This is a genomic window from Aeromonas sp. EU05-FHT14A05, from assembly GCF_058791175.1.
This window is the reverse complement of record NZ_JBYTDH010000006.1, coordinates 98,999-116,650: the sequence shown is the minus strand read 5'-3', so window position 1 is coordinate 116,650 and position 17,652 is coordinate 98,999. Positions and strand designations below refer to the sequence as shown.

Genomic DNA, 17,652 nt, shown 5'->3' with positions numbered 1-17,652 from the left:
CAATTACTCAGCTTCAACGAAGCCATCTTGTTCGGCTTGAACAACGATGTCCTGAGCGCGAGCTTCCAGTACGGTGTCAGCAGCAGCATTCAGGTACAGCTGTACGGCACGGATAGCGTCGTCGTTACCCGGGATGACATAGTCAACGCCGTCCGGGTTGGAGTTGGTATCAACGATGGAAACTACCGGGATACCCAGGTTATTGGCTTCTTTGATAGCGATGTGCTCGTGGTCGGCATCGACAACGAACAGAACGTCAGGCAGGCCGCCCATGTTCTTGATACCACCCAGGCTCTTCTCCAGCTTGTCCATTTCGCGAGTACGCATCAGCGCCTCTTTCTTGGTCAGCTTGTCGAAGGTACCGTCTTGGCTCTGGGTTTCCAGATCTTTCAGGCGCTTGATGGACTGACGAACGGTTTTCCAGTTGGTCAGCATGCCGCCCAGCCAGCGGTGGTTAACATAGAACTGGTCGCAACGCTCAGCGGCTTCTTTTACGGCTTCAGACGCGGCACGCTTGGTACCTACAAACAGGACCTTGCCCTTCTTGGCAGCTACGGAGCTGATGAAGTTCATGGCATCGTCAAACATCGGAACGGTTTTTTCCAGGTTGATGATGTGAACCTTGCTGCGGGCGCCGAAGATGTAGGACTTCATTTTCGGGTTCCAGTAACGAGTCTGGTGACCGAAGTGAACGCCGGCTTGCAGCATGTCGCGCATAGAAACTTTAGCCATTTTATACCTCTGTATTGGGGTTAGGCCTCCACACATCCCATGTAACCGACCCCAAAGGGGCACCCCGGTACAGGTGTCGATGTGTGTGTGTTATTGAGTAAGGGTGATGGAAGGGGGCACAAGTTCCCCATTCCGGCGCGCTTTATACCATAACTTTGGTCAGGACACCACCAGCTGGGCCGCTAAAAATGGATCCCGGCGAGGGCTGCGACCGCTGGATAACGTTGCGATGACGATCACACTGGAAGTAAACGGGGGTTGGGGATAAAATTTTGCCCTGATTGCAAACGCATCTATTTTTCATTACCTGATTGTTGGGCATCGGCAGGATGCGCAGTCAGGCCCCAAGAGAGATCCCATGTCCATTAAAATCAAGACACCGGAAGAGATTGAAAAGATGCGCATTGCCGGCCAGCTGGCCGCCGATGTGCTGGTCATGATCGCCCCCCATGTCAAGGCTGGCGTCACCACTGACGAGCTGAACACCCTGTGCCACAACCATATCGTCGAGGTACAGCAGGCCATCCCCGCCCCGCTCAACTATCACGGCTTCCCCAAGTCCATCTGCACCTCGGTCAATGATGTGATCTGCCACGGCATCCCCAATCACAAGAAGCTGCGGGAAGGGGACATCATCAACCTGGACATCACCGTCATCAAGGATGGCTACCACGGCGACACCTCCGCCATGTTCATCGTGGGCCAGACCACGCCCCTGCGTCGCCAGCTGTGCAAGGTGGCGCAAGAGAGCCTGTACGCCGCCATCAAGCGGGTGCGTCCCGGCATGTGCATCACCGAAATCGGCGCCGTGATCCAGCCCATCGTCGAGCAGGCCGGTTTCTCAGTGGTTCGTGACTACTGCGGCCACGGCATCGGCAGCGAGTTCCACGAAGAGCCGCAGATCCTCCACTACCGCAATGGCGGCAAGCTGGAGCTCAAACCGGGCATGTGCTTCACCATAGAGCCCATGGTCAACAGCAAGAAGTACCACTGCCGCATCAATCCCAAGGATGGCTGGACTGTCACCACCAAGGATGGCGGCGACTCCGCCCAGTGGGAACACACCCTGCTGGTCACCGAGGATGGCTGCGAGGTGCTCACCCTGCGCCCCGACGACACTATCGACCGCGTCATCAAACACAGCTAACATCGAACCCCGGCCCTGACCTCAAAAGCGCCGGGGTTTTTACTGCCCGTTCCAGCCGTTTGCCTGCCACTTGTGTGTGAGATGCCATGGATGCCAGTCTGCTTTCCCCCCACCTGTTACCCGACGACCAGCTCACCCGTGACAACTGCAAGGAGTATCTGAGCCGCTTCCTTGTCTGGCTGCACGAGCGCTTCGATGCCGGTGACAACATCATCGAACTGGTGGCCACCCGCTCCGAGTACATGGACGCGCTGCTGACCAGGCTCTGGCACAAGTTCGGCTTCGACAAGACCAGCCTGACCCTGATCGCGGTGGGGGGCTATGGCCGGGGCGAACTGCACCCCCACTCCGACATCGACCTGCTCATCCTCTATGAAGGGGACGAGCTGGACGAGGTGCTGGGGCTGCGCATCGGCGAGTTCATCACCCTCTTGTGGGATCTCAAGCTGGAGGTCGGGCAATCGGTGCGCAACGTGAGCGAGTGCATCGAGCAGGGCCGCAGCGACATCACTGTCGCCACCAACCTCATCGAGGCGCGCTACATCACCGGACGCCTGGCGGGATTCGAACAGCTGCAGGCCGCCACCCAGCCCCAACACTTCTGGCCGAGCGAGGCCTTCTTTCGTGCCAAGCGCGAGGAACAGAGCCTGCGCCACCAGCAGTTTCTCGGCACCGCCTACAAGCTGGAGCCGGATCTCAAGAACAATCCCGGGGGACTTCGCGACATCCAGACCCTGGCCTGGGTCGCCCGCCGCCACTTCGGCGCCACTACCCTGTTCGAGATGACCAGCCACGGCTTCCTCAACCGGGCCGAGTACCGCGAGCTGCTCGACTGCCAGAACTTCCTGTGGAAGGTGCGTTTCGCCCTGCACATGGCCATCAACAAGGGGGACAACCGCCTCTTGTTCGACCGCCAGCGCACCGTGGCCCAGATGCTGGGCTTCGAGGGGGAAGGCAACGGCCCGGTCGAGCAGATGATGAAACGCTTCTATCAGACGGTCAGACGGGTGGCCGAGCTCAACGAGATGCTGCTGCAGCTGTTTGACGAGGCCATCCTCGGCAACACCGCCATGGATGTGCGCCGCATCAGCGACGAGTTCCAGCTCCGTGGCCGCCTCATCGATGCGGTGGATTCCGAGCTGTTTGGCCGCGACCCCGCCGCCATACTGCGGCTCTTCTACCAGATAGCCCAGCACCCGGACATCGCCGGCATCCACTCCGCCACCCTGCGCCAGCTGCGGGAGGCCAGACGCACCCTCAGCTGCTGGCTGCAGGACCTGCCCGAATGCCGTCGCCTCTTCATGGCGTTGCTGCGCCACCCCAACGGCATCGGCCAGCCCCTCACTCTTATGCATAAGTACGGGATCCTCGCGGCCTATCTGCCCCAGTGGAACCTCATCGTCGGCCAGATGCAGTTCGACATGTTCCACGCCTACACGGTGGATGAGCACACCCATCGCCTGCTCCAGAACATCCATCGCTTCCCGAATCCGGCCAGCCGCCAGACCCACCCGCTCTGCCACGAGGTGTTCGCCCAACTTCGCAAGCCGGAGTTGCTCAGCATCGCCGCCCTGTTCCACGACATCGCCAAGGGACGGCGGGGAGATCACTCCGAACTCGGCGCCGTCGATGCGCTGGAGTTCTGCCAGTTGCACGGGCTGGATCGCTACGAGAGCCGCCTGGTGGCCTGGCTGGTGCGCCACCATCTGCTGATGTCGGTCACCGCCCAGCGCCGCGACATCTACGATCCCGAAGTGGTCACCGACTTCGCCCACAAGGTGCGCGACGAACTGCACCTGGATCTGCTCTATTGCCTGACCGTGGCCGATATCTGTGCCACCAACGACACCCTGTGGAACGACTGGAAGGGCACCCTGCTGCGCGAACTCTACTTCGCCACCCAGAAGGCGCTGCGCCAGGGGCTGGAAAACCCGCCGGACATGCGGCTCAAGATCCGCGAGAACCAGCGTCAGGCCAGGCAGATCCTGGCCCAGCGCGAGGTGCCGGAGGAGGCCGTCAGCGCCCTCTGGAACGACTTCAAGGCCGACTATTTCCTGCGCCACAGCCCGGAGCAGATCGCCTGGCATTGCCGCAAGATCATCGCGCACGGCGACAATCCGGCCCCCCTGGTGCTCATCGGCAAGCACCCCATCCGGGGCGGCAGCGAGGTGTTCATCTATTGCCGCGACACCCCGAATCTGTTCGCCACCGTGGCCTCGGCGCTGGATCAGAAGAACCTCAACATCCACGACGCCCAGATCATGAATTCGCGCAACGACTACGTGCTGGACACCTTCATCGTGCTCGAACCCAATGGCGAACCCATCAGCCCCAACCGCACCGCCACCATCAAGAAGGCGCTGGAGAAGGCGTTGCAGGAGCCGGGCAAGCTGGTGCTGCGCAACAAGCCCCTGTCCAGGCGCCATCGCCAGTTCAGCGTGCCGACCCGGGTGGTCTTCTTGCCCCACAAGGGGGAAAGCCGCCACACCCTGCTGGAGCTGACCGCCCTGGATACCCCGGGCCTGCTGGCCCGCATCGGTGCCGTCTTCCAGCAGTGCGGCATCGAATTGCATGCCGCCAAGATCACCACCATAGGCGAGCGGGTGGAAGACTTCTTCAGCCTCACCACCCTGGCCGGCGAGCCGCTGAACCAGGCCGAACAGCAGGCGCTGGAGGAGCGGCTGGTCAATCAGCTCAACCCGCAGGAGCAGGGGGACGAAGAGGGGCGATAAGGCCCGGGCAAGGCTTCACAAGACACCGTTTATTGTTCTGATTTATCAATCAGAACAAGTGGTTGGGCCACTTAAGTACAATAAATCGCCTTTCTTTTGAAGAAATCGGCCAGAGCCCTTAAAAACGATTGGAAAAGTGTGATACAACAAACAGAATTTTTTAAAGGAAACCTGTCATGACCCAGTTGCAACAGACCATCGAAGCGGCCTTCGAGCGCCGTGATTCCATCACCCCCGGCTCCGTCGATGCCGCCACCAAGGCCGCCATTCTGGAGGCCATCGATCTGCTGGACTCCGGCAAGGCCCGGGTCGCCGAGAAGATTGCCGGTGAGTGGGTCGTCCACCAGTGGCTGAAGAAGGCCGTGCTGCTCTACTTCCGCATCAATGACAACGGCATCATCAAGGGCGACGACGCCCAGTACTACGACAAGGTTCCCCTCAAGTTCTCCGACTACACCGCCGAGCAGTTCAAGGCGGCGGGCGTGCGCGTGGTGCCGCCGGCCACCGCTCGCAAGGGTTCCTTCATCGCTCCCAATACCGTGCTGATGCCCTCCTATGTCAACATCGGCGCCTTCGTCGATGAAGGCACCATGGTCGATACCTGGGCCACCGTGGGCTCCTGCGCCCAGATCGGCAAGAACGTGCACCTCTCCGGCGGCGTCGGCATCGGCGGCGTACTGGAGCCGCTGCAGGCCAACCCGACCATCATCGAGGACAACTGCTTCATCGGTGCCCGCTCCGAAGTGGTTGAAGGGGTGATCGTCGAGGAGGGCTCCGTCATCTCCATGGGCGTCTTCATCGGCCAGTCCACCCGCATCTATGACCGCGAAACCGGCGAGATCCACTATGGTCGCGTGCCGGCCGGTTCGGTGGTGGTCTCCGGCTCCCTGCCCTCCAAGTGCGGCAAGTACAGCCTGTATGCCGCCGTCATCGTCAAGAAGGTGGATGCCAAGACCCGCGCCAAGGTCGGTATCAACGCCCTGCTGCGTTCCATCGACGAGTAATCCGCGTTGCCGTGCATAAAAGGGCGCCTTATGGCGCCCTTTTTGATGGTTGTGAGCCAGCCACACTATTTTGGGTGGTCCTCATGCACGACCGAGCAGCGAAAAAAGGGATCTTTTGGGACCCTGGTAATTTTGGCGCTCCTGTCACAGGCAAGCCACCGTGACTCGGTTAAGATAGATGGGTCAGGATCGTTTCAAACCGAGGAAGCCCGATGTACGAGAATCTGAAGAGCCTGGGGATCCAGGAGCCCACCTCAGTGGACAGCTATACCCTGCGCCAGGAGGCCAACCACGACATCCTCAAGATCTATTTCAAGAAGCAGAAGGGGGAGTTTTTCGCCAAGAGCGTCAAGTTCAAGTATCCCCGTCAGCGCAAGACCATGCTGATAGACTCGGGCACCCATGAGTACAAGGATGTCACCGAGATCAACGCCAACCTCAAGTACGTGGTGGATGAGCTGGATAACCTGACTCAGGGCGTACAGGTCGAGATCGATCAGGACATCAAGCAGAAAATCCTGCGCGATCTGCGCCACCTGGAAAAAGTGGTGCAGAACAAGATAAGCGAGATAGAGCGGGATCTGGAAAAACTCTAGGCAGTTTCCCATCCTGCACAAGGCGCCATCAGGCGCCTTTTTTAATGCCGATCCACAGGGGAGCAGCCAATCCCCTCCCCCCGGATCTGCTCGGCCCTCCGTCCAGCGGGCTGACAAGCGCCCAGCAAAAAGGGAGGCTTGCGCCTCCCTTTTCGGAACTCTCGATGTCAGGCAACCATTAGTTGCTCTTCATCCAGATGTCCATCTCGGTTTTCAGGTTGTCGGACTTGGTACCGAAGATGGCCTGTACACCGGAGCCAGCAACCACCACACCGGCGGCGCCCAGCTTCTTCAGACCAGCCTGGTCAACCTTGGCCACATCCTTCACGCCGACACGCAGACGGGTGATGCAGGCATCCAGGGAGGCGATGTTCTCTTTACCACCGAAGGCAGACACCAGGGCAGCAGACATCTCGTCTTTGCTTTGACCAACGGTCTCTTCGGCAGCTTCGTCTTCGCGACCCGGGGTTTTCAGGTTCATGGCACGGATCACCACGGTGAAGACCACGTAGTAGATGACGGCGTAGACCAGGCCCAGACCGACCAGCAGCAGCATGTTGTCGGCACGGGGCGATTGCACCACGAAGTCGATGAAGCCGTTGGAGAAGGTGTGACCGTGTACGACACCCAGGGAGTTGGTCAGCACATAGGCCAGACCAGCCAGCAGGGCGTGAATCGCATACAGTACCGGTGCCACGAACAGGAAGGAGAACTCGATAGGTTCGGTGATACCGGTCAGGAAGGAGGTCAGGGCAGCAGAGGCCATGATACCAACTATCTTGGCACGGTTTTCCGGCTTGGCTGAGTGAGCGATGGCAAACGCGGCAGCAGGCAGACCGAACATCTTGAACAGGTAACCACCGGCCAGCTGACCGAAGCCGTTACCGGCAGCACGGGAAGCGTCATCTGCAGTCAGGAAGCAGGTCATGATGCCGTGTACGGTTTCGCCAGCGGCGTTGACACAGGTACCCGCCTGATAGAAGAAGGGGACGTTCCAGATGTGGTGCAGACCGAACGGGATCAGGGAGCGCTCAACCACGCCGTAGATACCGAAGGCCAGTACCGGGTTCTGGTTGGCAGCCCAGTCGGAGAAGGCACCGATGGCACCACCGATCGGCGGCCAGATGAAGGAGAGCACAACACCCAGGCCGATGGAGACGAAGCCGGTGATGATGGGCACGGCACGCTTACCGGCGAAGAAGCCAAGGTACTCGGGCAGCTGGATCTTGTAGAAACGGTTGAACGCCCAGGCAGCGACACCACCGGCGAGGATACCCCCCAGCACACCGGTATCTATGCTTTCGACGCCCATCACAGGTGCCATGACCTTCAGGGTCGCGACCATGATGCCGTAGCCGACGATGGCTGACAGACCGGATACACCGTCGTTATTGGTAAAGCCAAGTGCCACGCCGACGGCGAACAGCAGGGCCATCTGACCAAACACTGAACCACCGGCCTGCTCCATCAGCTGGGAGACAATTTCCGGCAACCAGCTGAAGTGAGCAGCGCCCACCCCCAGCAGAATACCTGCAACGGGCAAGACCGATACGGGCAGCATCAGCGCCTTACCGACCTTTTGCAGATTAGAGAAAGCATTTTTTAACATGTGTGCGCTCCTGAATGGATTTTTTTCCGTCAACGACTCAGTGCAGCTATAGATGACGACCTTCTTCATCTGACGTAGTACTGGATACGTTTCCCGGGTTGCTTATTTTGACCAACAGAATATAACCCAGCAGCTTTTAAAATGCCTGCGCCGCACCCAAGGGAATAATAAATTTGGAGGAGAGATCACAAGATAATTAAATAAGGGGAAGTGAGGGAATCTTGAATATTATTTCGCATTGTTATAGTCGCGCGGCAAAAAGAAATGAATCACTTCAAAATAAATCACAGAGAAACCATATGATACCCAAGGAAACTAATTGTAACTTAATGTAACGCATTGATGTTTTATATTATCCAGTCTACCGATTAAAAAGGCCTCCAACAAGGGAGGCCTGAAATAAATATAAGTCTACATAAATTCAGTCATTCAGTTTTTTTGTGAACGTTTCACCGCATCAATAAAGACGGATTTCGCCTTGGTTGAACCTGCCCGCTCGGCTTCACTCACCAGCTGCATCGCCTTGTCGATATCCCCGGCCTTGACCGCTTTCTCGATCTGGCTGTTGTAGAAGGTCTCTGTTTCGCTCAGCATGGGGGCGGCAGTTGCTCTGCTAGTAACGCCCGATGCAGCCACAGGAACGACCATCAGTTTGTTTGGTGTGGCCTCAACGGCAGGGGCTGGGGGCGGGATCGGCGCATCATAGGTCGGCTTGTAATAATTACTGCTAGTTTGCTTACCGCTCAGATCCTCTACCGAGAGCCGTACCACCCCCCATGGAGAGTGAGGGACCACAGGATCTTTGGCACCATAGTCCACCACCGACATAGACTTGGCCATTAGCTTGGTCTGGCTCATGACAGTTGTTGTCCCTCCCAACTTGGACTCGTCGGTGTAGATCACCAAATAGCTTTCGTTGTTGGGATTGCCGACTTGGGATCTATCCACGGTAAACACCGCTTCCATCCGGTCCCCGCTCATGAACCTAGCTGGCTCATACTTGAAGGTTTCTGGACCCAGTTTACGGGTTACCCGATGACGTGAGTCCAGCATCAAAGCGATGGGGTTGAACAATGTGTGGTCGACGATTCCCTCAACCGTGATCCGCAGATCACCGCTGTTCACAGGCAGATGATAGGCAGCAAAGTAGCTCTTTCCCTCTTCAAAACGGTAAACCGGTGATGAGGTATCAATAGGAACCACCTGTCCCGTGCTTACTGGAAGTTCCTTGTACGGCAAGGCGGAGAGATCACGGCAACATTCAGAAGCACTCGACAAGGCAGAGACTGCAGCATCCCGATTGCTGACTACAGACTTATATTGTTGTGTCGGCGCAACTTGGGCCTCGAAGGAAGAGCAACCGCCCATCACGAGCCCGCCGACCACGGTCAAGAAAAAAAGTTTCTGTTTCATAGTGATGCAAATCCATTTAGAAAAAAATGCCCCCGACTAGCGGGGGCACAGTGTATCAGGTAAGACTCAGATTACCACCAAGCTTCGGCTTGCACACCCACGGTCCAAGTGTCATCTTGCGGGGTACCATTGCTGTCGGCACGGAAGGCTTCATCCTGCTGCAGGTAGCTGGCAAAGACACGAAGCTCTGGGCGAGCCCACCAGCCTGGACCGGCAGACCAAGCCTGTGCCAAGGTGAACTTGGAACCATCGTTGGTCTCTTCAGAAGAGCCTTGCTTAGTCTGATGATCCTTGAAGTAACCAGCTTCCAGGTAGGTCTTCATGTAATCGTTCCACTTATAAGCCGGGCGAACTACTACAGAGAAGGTGTCACGATCATCAAATTTAGTGAGGCCTTCGGAGAAGTCACTGGACTTGCCGTAGACCAACTGGTGACCCATTTCAACTTTCTCACCGAGTGAAATTACACCGTGATTGATCAGGCGGAAGCCATCGCCACTGGAGGAATTTGCCTGCAGGCCACTACCGGAACCACTACCGTAGCTGGAAGCCTGACCAGACAAACCGTCAATAAAGTACTGGGCAACAGTCTTGTTGAAACCACCCATCACAGCCCAAGTCAGCTCTGCAGTGAGCATGTGTCCATCATCGATGTTCGGGAACTGAGCGTCCTGCTGGTCGGTCGGATTGGCATTGGCGAAGTCATAACCCAGTTCGAGGCTGGCATCTTGCCACAGGGGGATCCCAGCATAACGAAGATCGAAAACGTTGGTGTCGAGGGTGGTGGTATTATCACCAGCATCGTACGCATCCCACGGATCATTGCGTACAACAGCCACGGAGAGTTTACCAGGACCAGCTTGGATGTTCTCTACACCAGCACCAGCACCGGAAACATCCCAGTAGTAGAAGTCGGATAAGTGGATGTCATGACGTTGATAGAAACGCTTGCCAGCCCAGAGAGTTTCGCCGCCACCAAACAGGTTCTTGGCCTGTACGTTGAACTGACGCAGTGCGAAGTCGGCATCGCTGTTGTCAGCTTCCCAGTCACGCTTCTGACCGGAGGTCATGGCAAACATGGAGTCTACATAGAAAGTCTTGTTGTCTTTGCTGAATACTTCTTGACCCAGCTGGACTTCGCCGTAGGTTTCATTTTCGTTACCCAGACGGCCAACACGTTGTTTGCTCAGTGTTTGCATGTCGCCGTTGTCGGAAACACCAACACCTGAACGGAAGTAGCCGTGGAAATCAACGGCGAAGGCGGCTTGGGAAGCCAGGGCAGCGGTTACTGCTGCTGCAATCGGGAGCCACTTTGCTTTCATTTTCATTTTCCTTATTCCCGCTGGGAGTGTGATCCTGATATTCAAGTTCTTATCACTGAAAAACGTTTCAGCGATAACCGGGGTCGATTATATGTAGCCAATTTCGCGACAAACATGAGCTGATTCACAAAACGGTGACAAATCGCGCGCTCCCACCCCGGAGGACGCATATCAAGGAAGAAAATGCAAAAACAAGCAATAACAGACCAACAAATAACGATCCAAAGCAAAAACACACCAAAGAAATCGCTTTCAAGTATTAATTTGCGATGAAGATTAAGTGATTAACCCGTTGCGCCGTAACAAAAACATGATTGAAATCGCTTTCAGTGCGGAACTTTTAATTTTCTGATGTGTCGCCGTTCTGATGAATATGGGTCTGAGGAGTCCGATCTGGCGGGGAAAAATAACCCGATAAAGTGCGGGATATATTTCAAGGAAGATTAAGTGAATCCCAAAATAACACGCCCCCGTGAGCATGCTCACAGGGGCGAAATTTAAAATACGAAGGCAATCCGGCTACAGCCTATTTTCCCAGCTTTTCAACCAGGCCAGCGCCGCAACCTCAGGTTCATCTTCCAGTGTCGCGTCTATCTCCAGACGCGGCACCAGGGCGTCGGCAGCCAGCTCCTGCAGCAGCTCATCGAGCCTGCGTCCGGCACCGCAGAAATGCTCATAGCTGCTGTCCCCCATGGCGATGAGGGCATAACGCCATCCCTTCATATAAGGAGCGCGATCGGCCAGGGCCGTGGCGAAGGGTTGCAGATTGGGAGGAATATCCCCCTGCCCCGTGGTGGCGCTGACGATCAGCAAGAAGCGGGACGCGTCTATGTCAGTCAGCTCGGCTTCGTCGAAGAGCTGGCAGACATGTCCCTGGGCCTGCAGGTGATCCCGCAGTGTCTCGGCCACCAGCATGGCCGAGCCGTAGACGGTGCCGACCAGGATATCGATCTCGGCCATCAGCGACTCCTCGAGCGAAGGAGAGGGCCCGACTCTGGCACTGTGCCCGGAGTCTTGGCCCCGGACAGGGTCTGGGTGCGCGGGGTTGCTAGCGGGGTATCTCGTTGAGCCATAAGTGGTTCCTCTGACAGACGTGGCCTACAGCATGCCACAGCCCGGTCAGAGGCCACAAATGATGACGGGTATCAGGCGCCGTAGTCGCTCTCGCTGGCGGGCCACCCCAGCCTGGCGAACAGGCCCAGCACTTCAGGGCCGAGTGGTGCCTGGATCCGCATCGGCACCTTGAGCACAGGATGCTCGAAGCTCAAGCGGTGGGCGACCAGCAGCAGCCGCTCGCAACCATAGTGCTCGCGAAAGAAGCGATTATGACGGCCATCACCATGAGTGGTGTCACCGACTATGGGGTGGAACAGGTGATCCAGATGACGACGCAACTGATGCTTGCGACCCGTCTTGGGGAAGAGCCGAACCAGGCTGTAGCGACTGGTGGGATGCTTCTTGGAGACGGCGTGGGGCAGCTCGACCCGATGCAGACGACGAAACGCCGTCACCGCCTCCTGGGCGGGGCGATCGGGGTCGCTCATGGCATCGGCTATCTTGTCCAGCTGCTCCTTGAGGGGGTAGTCGATCAGCCCCTGCTCCGGGGCCCAGCCCCGCACCAGCGCCAGGTACTCCTTGTGCACCCGACGGGCGGCAAACGCCTCGGTCAGGGTCCGGGCCACCGCCGGATCCAGCGCAAACAGCAACACCCCGGAGGTGGGTCTGTCCAGCCGGTGCACGGGGTAGACATGACGCCCCCCGATAAGATCCCGGGTCATCTGCATGGCGAAACGGGTCTCGGCCTTGTCGAGCCAGCTGCGATGCACCAGCAGGCCCGACGGCTTGTTGACCGCCACCAGCCAGTCATCCTGATAGAGCAGGGTCAGTTTCATGCCGTCACCCGGGTATCGCCAATGCAGCGCGCCGCGGCCAGGGCCCGTGGCTGGGCAGGCAGGGTATTGATCATTGATCCACCACTTTTCCGGTCAGCAGCAGATCGAAACGACCGATGAGGCGCAGCAGGCCGGCCACCTCGGCCAGCTCGTCCTTGTAGGCTTCGCTCGCCATGGGATAGAGGGATACGCTGGTGGGCAGCGGCGCCTGCAGCAGCACCAGCTGCTCCATGCGCGGTATCAGCACGAACTGCAACCATTGATCGAAGCTCAGGGTATCGACGCAAAACGGCAGCTCGCTCGCCAGCGCCTCGGCCCCCGGATGCTCGGCTTGCCAGCGTTCGAGGCGTTGCAACTCGGCGGTGAGTTCACCCAGCAGACCGGCGACCAGCAAATATTGATTCATCTCGTCCTCTTCCTCGTCTCGACGTCCATCCCGCTGCCAGAGGGCAGGGATCCCGTCTTCTTCAAACACGCATGCCAAAAAGGGGCGTTACTATACACCGCCCCCGGGGTGGCTGCCATGCTGCCATCACTTTCATGGCCCGCACCTGCGCCACTGGCTATCTGATGCAGCCTCCTTATAATCGCCCGCATCACATTTTGCCGGATGCCCTCATGTCTGCCATCAATACCCTGACCGAATTTCTGACCCAGGCCGAGACCCAGTTCCAGCTGTTCGACATGGGCCGCCAGGTGCGCCCGTTGGCGAGCGATCTCTTCGTTCGCATCGAACAGCAGGAGCCCTACCCCTGGCCATTGCAACAGCATGCCTGGCTCGGTGTGCACTTCTTCCAGCCAGCCGAATCCAGGCACTACCTCTGGTTCCTCAAGTTTGCCCTCGACGAGCATGGCCTGCTCATCGCCAGCGGCCCCAAGCACTTCATGGATCAGGTGGTCGAGACCCTGGGCTACAAGCTCACCGGCGATCTGGACGAGGAGAAGGCGCAGCGACTGGCCGACAACCCCTACACCTTCCGGCCGGCCGAGGCCAAGATGGCCAGCCTGCATGCCAAGCTGGCCCGTCAGCTGGAGCAGGCGCCTTCCGCCTACTACGAGGCCCTCTGCCACTACCTGGCGGCGCCAGGGGAAGAGGGGTGGCAAGCCCTGGGGCTGCAAGGCTTCGCCGATCTGGCGGAGCGGTTGCAGGATGAACGCAATCTGGCCCTGGTGTGCAAGGCGCTGCCCAGGCTGCCTCTGGAACCGCTCTACGCCCTGTGCCAGAGCCTGGAAAACGCCCCCCTGCCGCCGGCACTGCAGGGTGCCCTGCTCGAGCGCATCGGCAAGGAGCAGGAGTGCGCCGAACCCAATGCCGAGACCCTGGCCTACCTGTGCCGGGCGCTGGCCTCCTGCTCCGGCAATGCCTTGCGCAGCAACAAGCTGCTGACCCTGCTGCACACCCGGCCAAGCCCGGCCCTGCTGCTCGCCATCGCAGGCCGTCTCTGGCCCGATCTGAAAAACCCCGAGCTGCTCGGACTGTTTCTGGAGCAACTCGCCCTGCAGCCCACCCAGTTCTTCAATCAGGTCTTTGCCGAGCTGGTGACACTGCCCGCCCTGCGCAATGATATGCTGGCAAGACTGCGTGACCCCGAGCGCAGCGAGGCCCTCGGCCAGGCCATAGGCCGACTGTTCGCCTCGGTATAACCACTCTCGGTGCGGCCGTGCTTTCCCCGGGAAGCACGGCCCAGGCCATACATCACAGAAGGAACCCGCTGATGGGAGAAATGCTTGGAATCTTGCTGCTTGGCGCCATCGGCTGGGCCTTCTGGCAACAACGCCGCCAGGCGGAGCTGGCCTGGCAATATATGCGGCGCTACTGCCAGCACCACGATCTGCAACTGCTGTCGCTGGCCCGCACCCATCGCGCTCTGGGGCACAAGCCCCTGCGCCTGCTGACCTATTACCAGTTCGAGTTCTCCAGCGACGGGGAGAGCCATTACCAGGGCCAGCTCTGCATGCAGGGCCTGCATGTCGCCGGGGTCGAGCTGCCGCCCCATCGCCTCCCCTCCTAGCCCATGGGGGCAAGGCCGTGGCGGCTGGCTATAATTCTCGACAATCGCCCTTCAAGGAGACTCGAGATGGAATTGCTGACCCATGACATGCCTGCCCTCTTCGCCCAGCTGGGCCTGGCCAATGACGAGATAAGCCTGCACCGCTTCATCCGCGAGCACCATCTGGACAATCAGACCCTGCTGCCGGAGGCCAGCTTCTGGAGCCCCTCCCAGGCCGTGTTCCTGCGTGACGCGCTCTGGAACGACTCCGACTGGTCCGAAGCCATCGATCAACTGGACGTGATGCTGCGCCAGGCAAACTGAGCCGGCCCGCGTCCCCCGCTTTCCCGAGGGCCGGGGTTTGAGCTCTGTGCCACCCATCAGATCTCAATCCCCCTGGCTTCTCCACCTCAACAATCTGGGCCTCCCCCCTTAGCGCCGCTTTCCTGATGGGCAGGCTTTGATTAAGCTCTGTGCCACCATCCGCAAGCAGCAAGAGCGCCGCGCAGGAGCCAAGATGTCAGCCCAAGAGATCATCCAGATAGCCAACGAACTGAGTGCCAGGGGGATCACCCCCTCCACCGCCATGGTCAAGGCCCGCCTCAGTCACCCCGTGCCCATGGCCGAGCTGCTCAAGGTGTTGAGCCAGTGGAAGCAACAGCCCCAGTCGGCAGACCCGGCCCCGGCCAGCGCCCCCGCCGTTGCCGCCCCGGCCCAGGCCGTCGATTTGCAACAACTGGGCGAGCAGCTCAATCGCCTCGAGCAGAAGGTCGATCGCCTGACCGCCCTGCTGCTCAAACAGCAGCAGGATTGATGGCTCCCCATGTACATCCTCGAACTCAATTTTGAATGCTACCGTGACACCTCCCTCGGCGAAGCCGAGCCGGCCATCGTCAACTACCTCGACATGCTGCGCTACCAGGGGCAGATCCTGGGGCGGGAGTTTCCCACCAGCATGCAGGATGGTTGCTTCGTCAGCCGGGTGGTCTGCCCGGAGCGGGACAGCCTGCACCCGGACAACCAGAGCGAGCAGGTCGCGCTGGCCGAACAGGGCCTGCACCAGGCGGGGCTGCTGGCCCCCAAGCCCCAGCTGCTCGGCATGGATCTGCTCTCCGACAGCACGGATCCTTGCGGCGAGCAGGGAGAACGGCCGAGCTGGATGCTGCTCTACACCAGCTTTGTGCACACTTGCTCCCCCCTGCGCTGCGGCGATCATTTCGCCCCCATTCCGCTCTACCGCCTGCCTGCCATCGCCAACGGCGACCACAAGCAGATCATCAAGTGGCAGGAGGATTGGGAGGCCTGCGATCAGCTACAGATGAACGGCTCCATCGCCGAGCACGCCGTGCTGCACGAAATCGGCGAGGTGGGCAGCCGCCTGCAGCGCCGGGGCAGTGATCTGGCCAGACGGCTGGAGGGGCTCTGCGGGATCCCGACCTACTACTACCTCTACAGGGTCGGCGGCCTGAGCAAGGCGGCGGAGTTGGCACGCCCCTGCCCGGGCTGTGGCAACGACTGGGCACTGGCAGCGCCATTGCACGAGATCTTCGACTTCAAGTGCGATCCCTGCCGACTGGTCTCCAACCTCTCCTGGGACTTCAAGGACTAGCTCCGCCTGCGCCGTTTCCCCCATGACATGAAAGAAGGGCCTTGCCAGATGGCAAGGCCCTTCTTTACATACTGGGCGAGCGAAAACGGGTCGCTTACTGCGGCAAGGTTTCCAGCCGTGCGAGGAAGGCCGGCAGGGAAGGGGCCAGCACCAGACGGCGACCGGAATCCAGCCACTCCAGCCACACCTGGCCACTCTCGTTGTCGAGCGACACCAGCGTCATCTCGTTGCGGGTGGTGGCGATGAAGAGCGACGGCGTGCGTTTGAGTTTGCGCAGCATCAGCAGGTGGCCGATGAGGTTCTCCTTGAGCAGGTCCAGATCGGCCTCGTTCCATGGCAGTATGAGTTCGATGCGCAGCCCCTTGTAGGAGCAGGGGAGCGGGCGGCTGAACCAGTGGCCAAACAGGGCAAGGGCGCTCGGGTGCAGGGTCAGCTCGAGGGCATCTGCCATGGCCGCAAAGTCGGCGGGCACAGGGCGCCGGTGGGGACGCCAGGCCACCCGCCCCTCTCTGGGCTCATCCAGCTCGCAAGGGGAGCGCCAGTCGGCCTCCCACTCGCACAGAGGCAGCCCCCGCCTCGCCTCGCCATCGCGCTGCCAGCGTAAAAAGAACTGCTCCAGGGCAGACAGGACTTGATCCGACATCGATATTCCCCACAATAGCGGCCTCTGATCGCCGCAAGAACCTGACCGAAAAATCCGGGCATTGCACCATCAAACCCTTTATCAGACAAGCGTGAGCAAACAAGCATGAGCAAACAAGAGAGATACGCAGGCGCCAGCGCGTTGCAGGGCCTGAGCCTGGGACAGCAGTCTGCCTACATCAGCCAGTACACCCCGTCCCTGCTGCAACCCGTGCCACGCAGTCTGAATCGCGACGATCTCGGCCTTGGCGAGACGCTGCCCTTCCAGGGTTGCGACGTCTGGACCCTGTACGAACTCTCCTGGCTCAATGCCAAGGGCAAGCCCGTGGTTGCGCTCGGCGAAGTGGCCGTGCCCGCCACCAGCCCTAACCTCATCGAATCCAAGTCGTTCAAGCTCTACCTCAACTCCTTCAACCAGACCCGCTGCGACTCTCTGGCGGCGGTGCAGGCACTGCTGGCCAAAGACCTGAGCGCCTGTGCCGGGGCAGAGGTGAGCGTCACCCTGTTCCCCCTCGATCAGGCCCCCCACCAGATAGTGCAGTTGCCGGGTGAGTGCATCGACGAGCAGGACATCGAGATCGACAGCTACGAGTTTGACCAGACCCTGCTGCAAGGGGCCGCAGAGGCGGACATAGTGGAAGAGACACTGCACAGCCATCTGCTCAAGTCCAACTGCCTGGTCACCAGCCAGCCGGACTGGGGATCCCTGGTGATCCACTATCGCGGCCCGCGCCTCAATCGGGAGAAGCTGCTGCGCTACCTTATCTCCTTCCGCCAGCACAACGAGTTCCACGAGCAGTGCATAGAGCGCATCTTCATCGATCTCAAGCACTTCTGCGCCCCGCAGCAGCTGACCGTCTATGCCCGCTATACCCGCCGCGGGGGCCTGGACATCAACCCCTTCCGCAGTGACTGGGAGCCGGTGCCCGCCAACCTGCGCCTCATCCGCCAGTAAAGCCGGCG

General features: G+C 59.4%; 18 protein-coding genes. 10 read left to right on the top strand and 8 right to left on the bottom strand.

The genetic code is table 11. The features are described from left to right. Nucleotides 1–3: 3 nt before the first annotated feature. Nucleotides 4–732, bottom strand: a complete 729-nt coding sequence (rpsB, locus tag AC3WR3_RS10940; protein WP_025327917.1) for a 30S ribosomal protein S2 — start codon at nucleotides 730–732, stop codon at nucleotides 4–6. A 358-nt stretch (nucleotides 733–1,090) separates the two neighbouring features. Between rpsB and map the strand changes: the two genes are divergently transcribed. The 4 genes from map to AC3WR3_RS10920 all read left to right on the top strand — a co-directional run bounded on the left by map (nucleotide 1,091) and on the right by AC3WR3_RS10920 (nucleotide 6,211). Continuing rightward, nucleotides 1,091–1,879, top strand: a complete 789-nt coding sequence (gene map / locus AC3WR3_RS10935; RefSeq protein ID WP_139436560.1) for a type I methionyl aminopeptidase — start codon at nucleotides 1,091–1,093, stop codon at nucleotides 1,877–1,879. A gap of 86 nt (nucleotides 1,880–1,965) precedes the next feature. Further along, the gene (glnD, locus tag AC3WR3_RS10930) at nucleotides 1,966–4,611 is read left to right on the top strand and encodes a bifunctional uridylyltransferase/uridylyl-removing protein GlnD (protein WP_492291856.1); all 2,646 of its coding nucleotides are present in this window, start codon (nucleotides 1,966–1,968) and stop codon (nucleotides 4,609–4,611) included. A gap of 176 nt (nucleotides 4,612–4,787) precedes the next feature. Further along, nucleotides 4,788–5,615 (top strand): 2,3,4,5-tetrahydropyridine-2,6-dicarboxylate N-succinyltransferase, encoded by an 828-nt coding sequence (dapD, locus tag AC3WR3_RS10925; protein WP_005330795.1) that lies wholly within the window; start codon nucleotides 4,788–4,790, stop codon nucleotides 5,613–5,615. A gap of 212 nt (nucleotides 5,616–5,827) precedes the next feature. After that, nucleotides 5,828–6,211 carry a DUF3461 family protein gene (locus AC3WR3_RS10920; RefSeq protein WP_202046941.1) on the top strand — a complete coding sequence of 128 codons (384 nt, stop codon included), beginning with the start codon at nucleotides 5,828–5,830 and terminating at the stop codon, nucleotides 6,209–6,211. A 178-nt stretch (nucleotides 6,212–6,389) separates the two neighbouring features. On the opposite strand, the gene ptsG is transcribed toward AC3WR3_RS10920, so the two are convergent. The 6 genes from ptsG to AC3WR3_RS10890 form a co-directional block, all read right to left on the bottom strand. Further along, a complete protein-coding gene (gene ptsG, locus AC3WR3_RS10915) occupies nucleotides 6,390–7,820 on the bottom strand; it encodes a PTS glucose transporter subunit IIBC (RefSeq protein WP_139436569.1) in 1,431 nt (476 codons plus the stop codon). Between the two features lie 429 nt (nucleotides 7,821–8,249). After that, nucleotides 8,250–9,233 (bottom strand): MalM family protein, encoded by a 984-nt coding sequence (locus AC3WR3_RS10910; protein WP_492291855.1) that lies wholly within the window; start codon nucleotides 9,231–9,233, stop codon nucleotides 8,250–8,252. A gap of 71 nt (nucleotides 9,234–9,304) precedes the next feature. After that, nucleotides 9,305–10,555: a maltoporin gene (locus AC3WR3_RS10905; protein WP_492291854.1), complete on the bottom strand. Its 1,251-nt coding sequence runs from the start codon at nucleotides 10,553–10,555 to the stop codon at nucleotides 9,305–9,307. A gap of 519 nt (nucleotides 10,556–11,074) precedes the next feature. Further along, entirely contained in the window at nucleotides 11,075–11,515 is a 441-nt protein-coding gene (locus tag AC3WR3_RS10900) for a flavodoxin (protein ID WP_139436573.1), read from the bottom strand. A gap of 185 nt (nucleotides 11,516–11,700) precedes the next feature. After that, nucleotides 11,701–12,447, bottom strand: coding sequence for a tRNA pseudouridine(65) synthase TruC (gene truC / locus AC3WR3_RS10895; RefSeq protein WP_139436575.1), 747 nt, complete (start codon nucleotides 12,445–12,447; stop codon nucleotides 11,701–11,703). Nucleotides 12,448–12,517: 70 nt separating this feature from the next. Further along, nucleotides 12,518–12,853, bottom strand: a complete 336-nt coding sequence (locus tag AC3WR3_RS10890; RefSeq protein WP_139436577.1) for a YqcC family protein — start codon at nucleotides 12,851–12,853, stop codon at nucleotides 12,518–12,520. Nucleotides 12,854–13,065: 212 nt separating this feature from the next. Between AC3WR3_RS10890 and AC3WR3_RS10885 the strand changes: the two genes are divergently transcribed. The 5 genes from AC3WR3_RS10885 (at nucleotide 13,066) to AC3WR3_RS10865 (ending at nucleotide 16,047) form a co-directional block, all read left to right on the top strand. Next, the gene (locus AC3WR3_RS10885) at nucleotides 13,066–14,091 is read left to right on the top strand and encodes a DUF3549 family protein (protein ID WP_492291853.1); all 1,026 of its coding nucleotides are present in this window, start codon (nucleotides 13,066–13,068) and stop codon (nucleotides 14,089–14,091) included. Nucleotides 14,092–14,162: 71 nt separating this feature from the next. Next, a complete protein-coding gene (locus AC3WR3_RS10880) occupies nucleotides 14,163–14,459 on the top strand; it encodes a DUF3301 domain-containing protein (RefSeq protein ID WP_025327929.1) in 297 nt (98 codons plus the stop codon). Between the two features lie 66 nt (nucleotides 14,460–14,525). Further along, nucleotides 14,526–14,762: a DUF2789 domain-containing protein gene (locus AC3WR3_RS10875; RefSeq protein ID WP_025327930.1), complete on the top strand. Its 237-nt coding sequence runs from the start codon at nucleotides 14,526–14,528 to the stop codon at nucleotides 14,760–14,762. A gap of 193 nt (nucleotides 14,763–14,955) precedes the next feature. Continuing rightward, the gene (locus tag AC3WR3_RS10870) at nucleotides 14,956–15,252 is read left to right on the top strand and encodes a hypothetical protein (RefSeq protein ID WP_041207059.1); all 297 of its coding nucleotides are present in this window, start codon (nucleotides 14,956–14,958) and stop codon (nucleotides 15,250–15,252) included. Nucleotides 15,253–15,261: 9 nt separating this feature from the next. Continuing rightward, complete coding sequence (locus AC3WR3_RS10865) at nucleotides 15,262–16,047, top strand: Zn-ribbon-containing protein (RefSeq protein ID WP_342058074.1); 786 nt, start codon at nucleotides 15,262–15,264, stop codon at nucleotides 16,045–16,047. Nucleotides 16,048–16,141: 94 nt separating this feature from the next. Here AC3WR3_RS10865 and syd read toward each other — a convergent pair whose 3' ends face one another. Further along, nucleotides 16,142–16,690 (bottom strand): SecY-interacting protein, encoded by a 549-nt coding sequence (gene syd, locus AC3WR3_RS10860; RefSeq protein WP_202046948.1) that lies wholly within the window; start codon nucleotides 16,688–16,690, stop codon nucleotides 16,142–16,144. Nucleotides 16,691–16,795: 105 nt separating this feature from the next. On the opposite strand from syd, the gene queF reads away from it, so the two are divergent. Next, nucleotides 16,796–17,644, top strand: a complete 849-nt coding sequence (gene queF, locus AC3WR3_RS10855) for an NADPH-dependent 7-cyano-7-deazaguanine reductase QueF (protein ID WP_265436251.1) — start codon at nucleotides 16,796–16,798, stop codon at nucleotides 17,642–17,644. The last annotated feature ends 8 nt before the right edge of the window (nucleotides 17,645–17,652 follow it).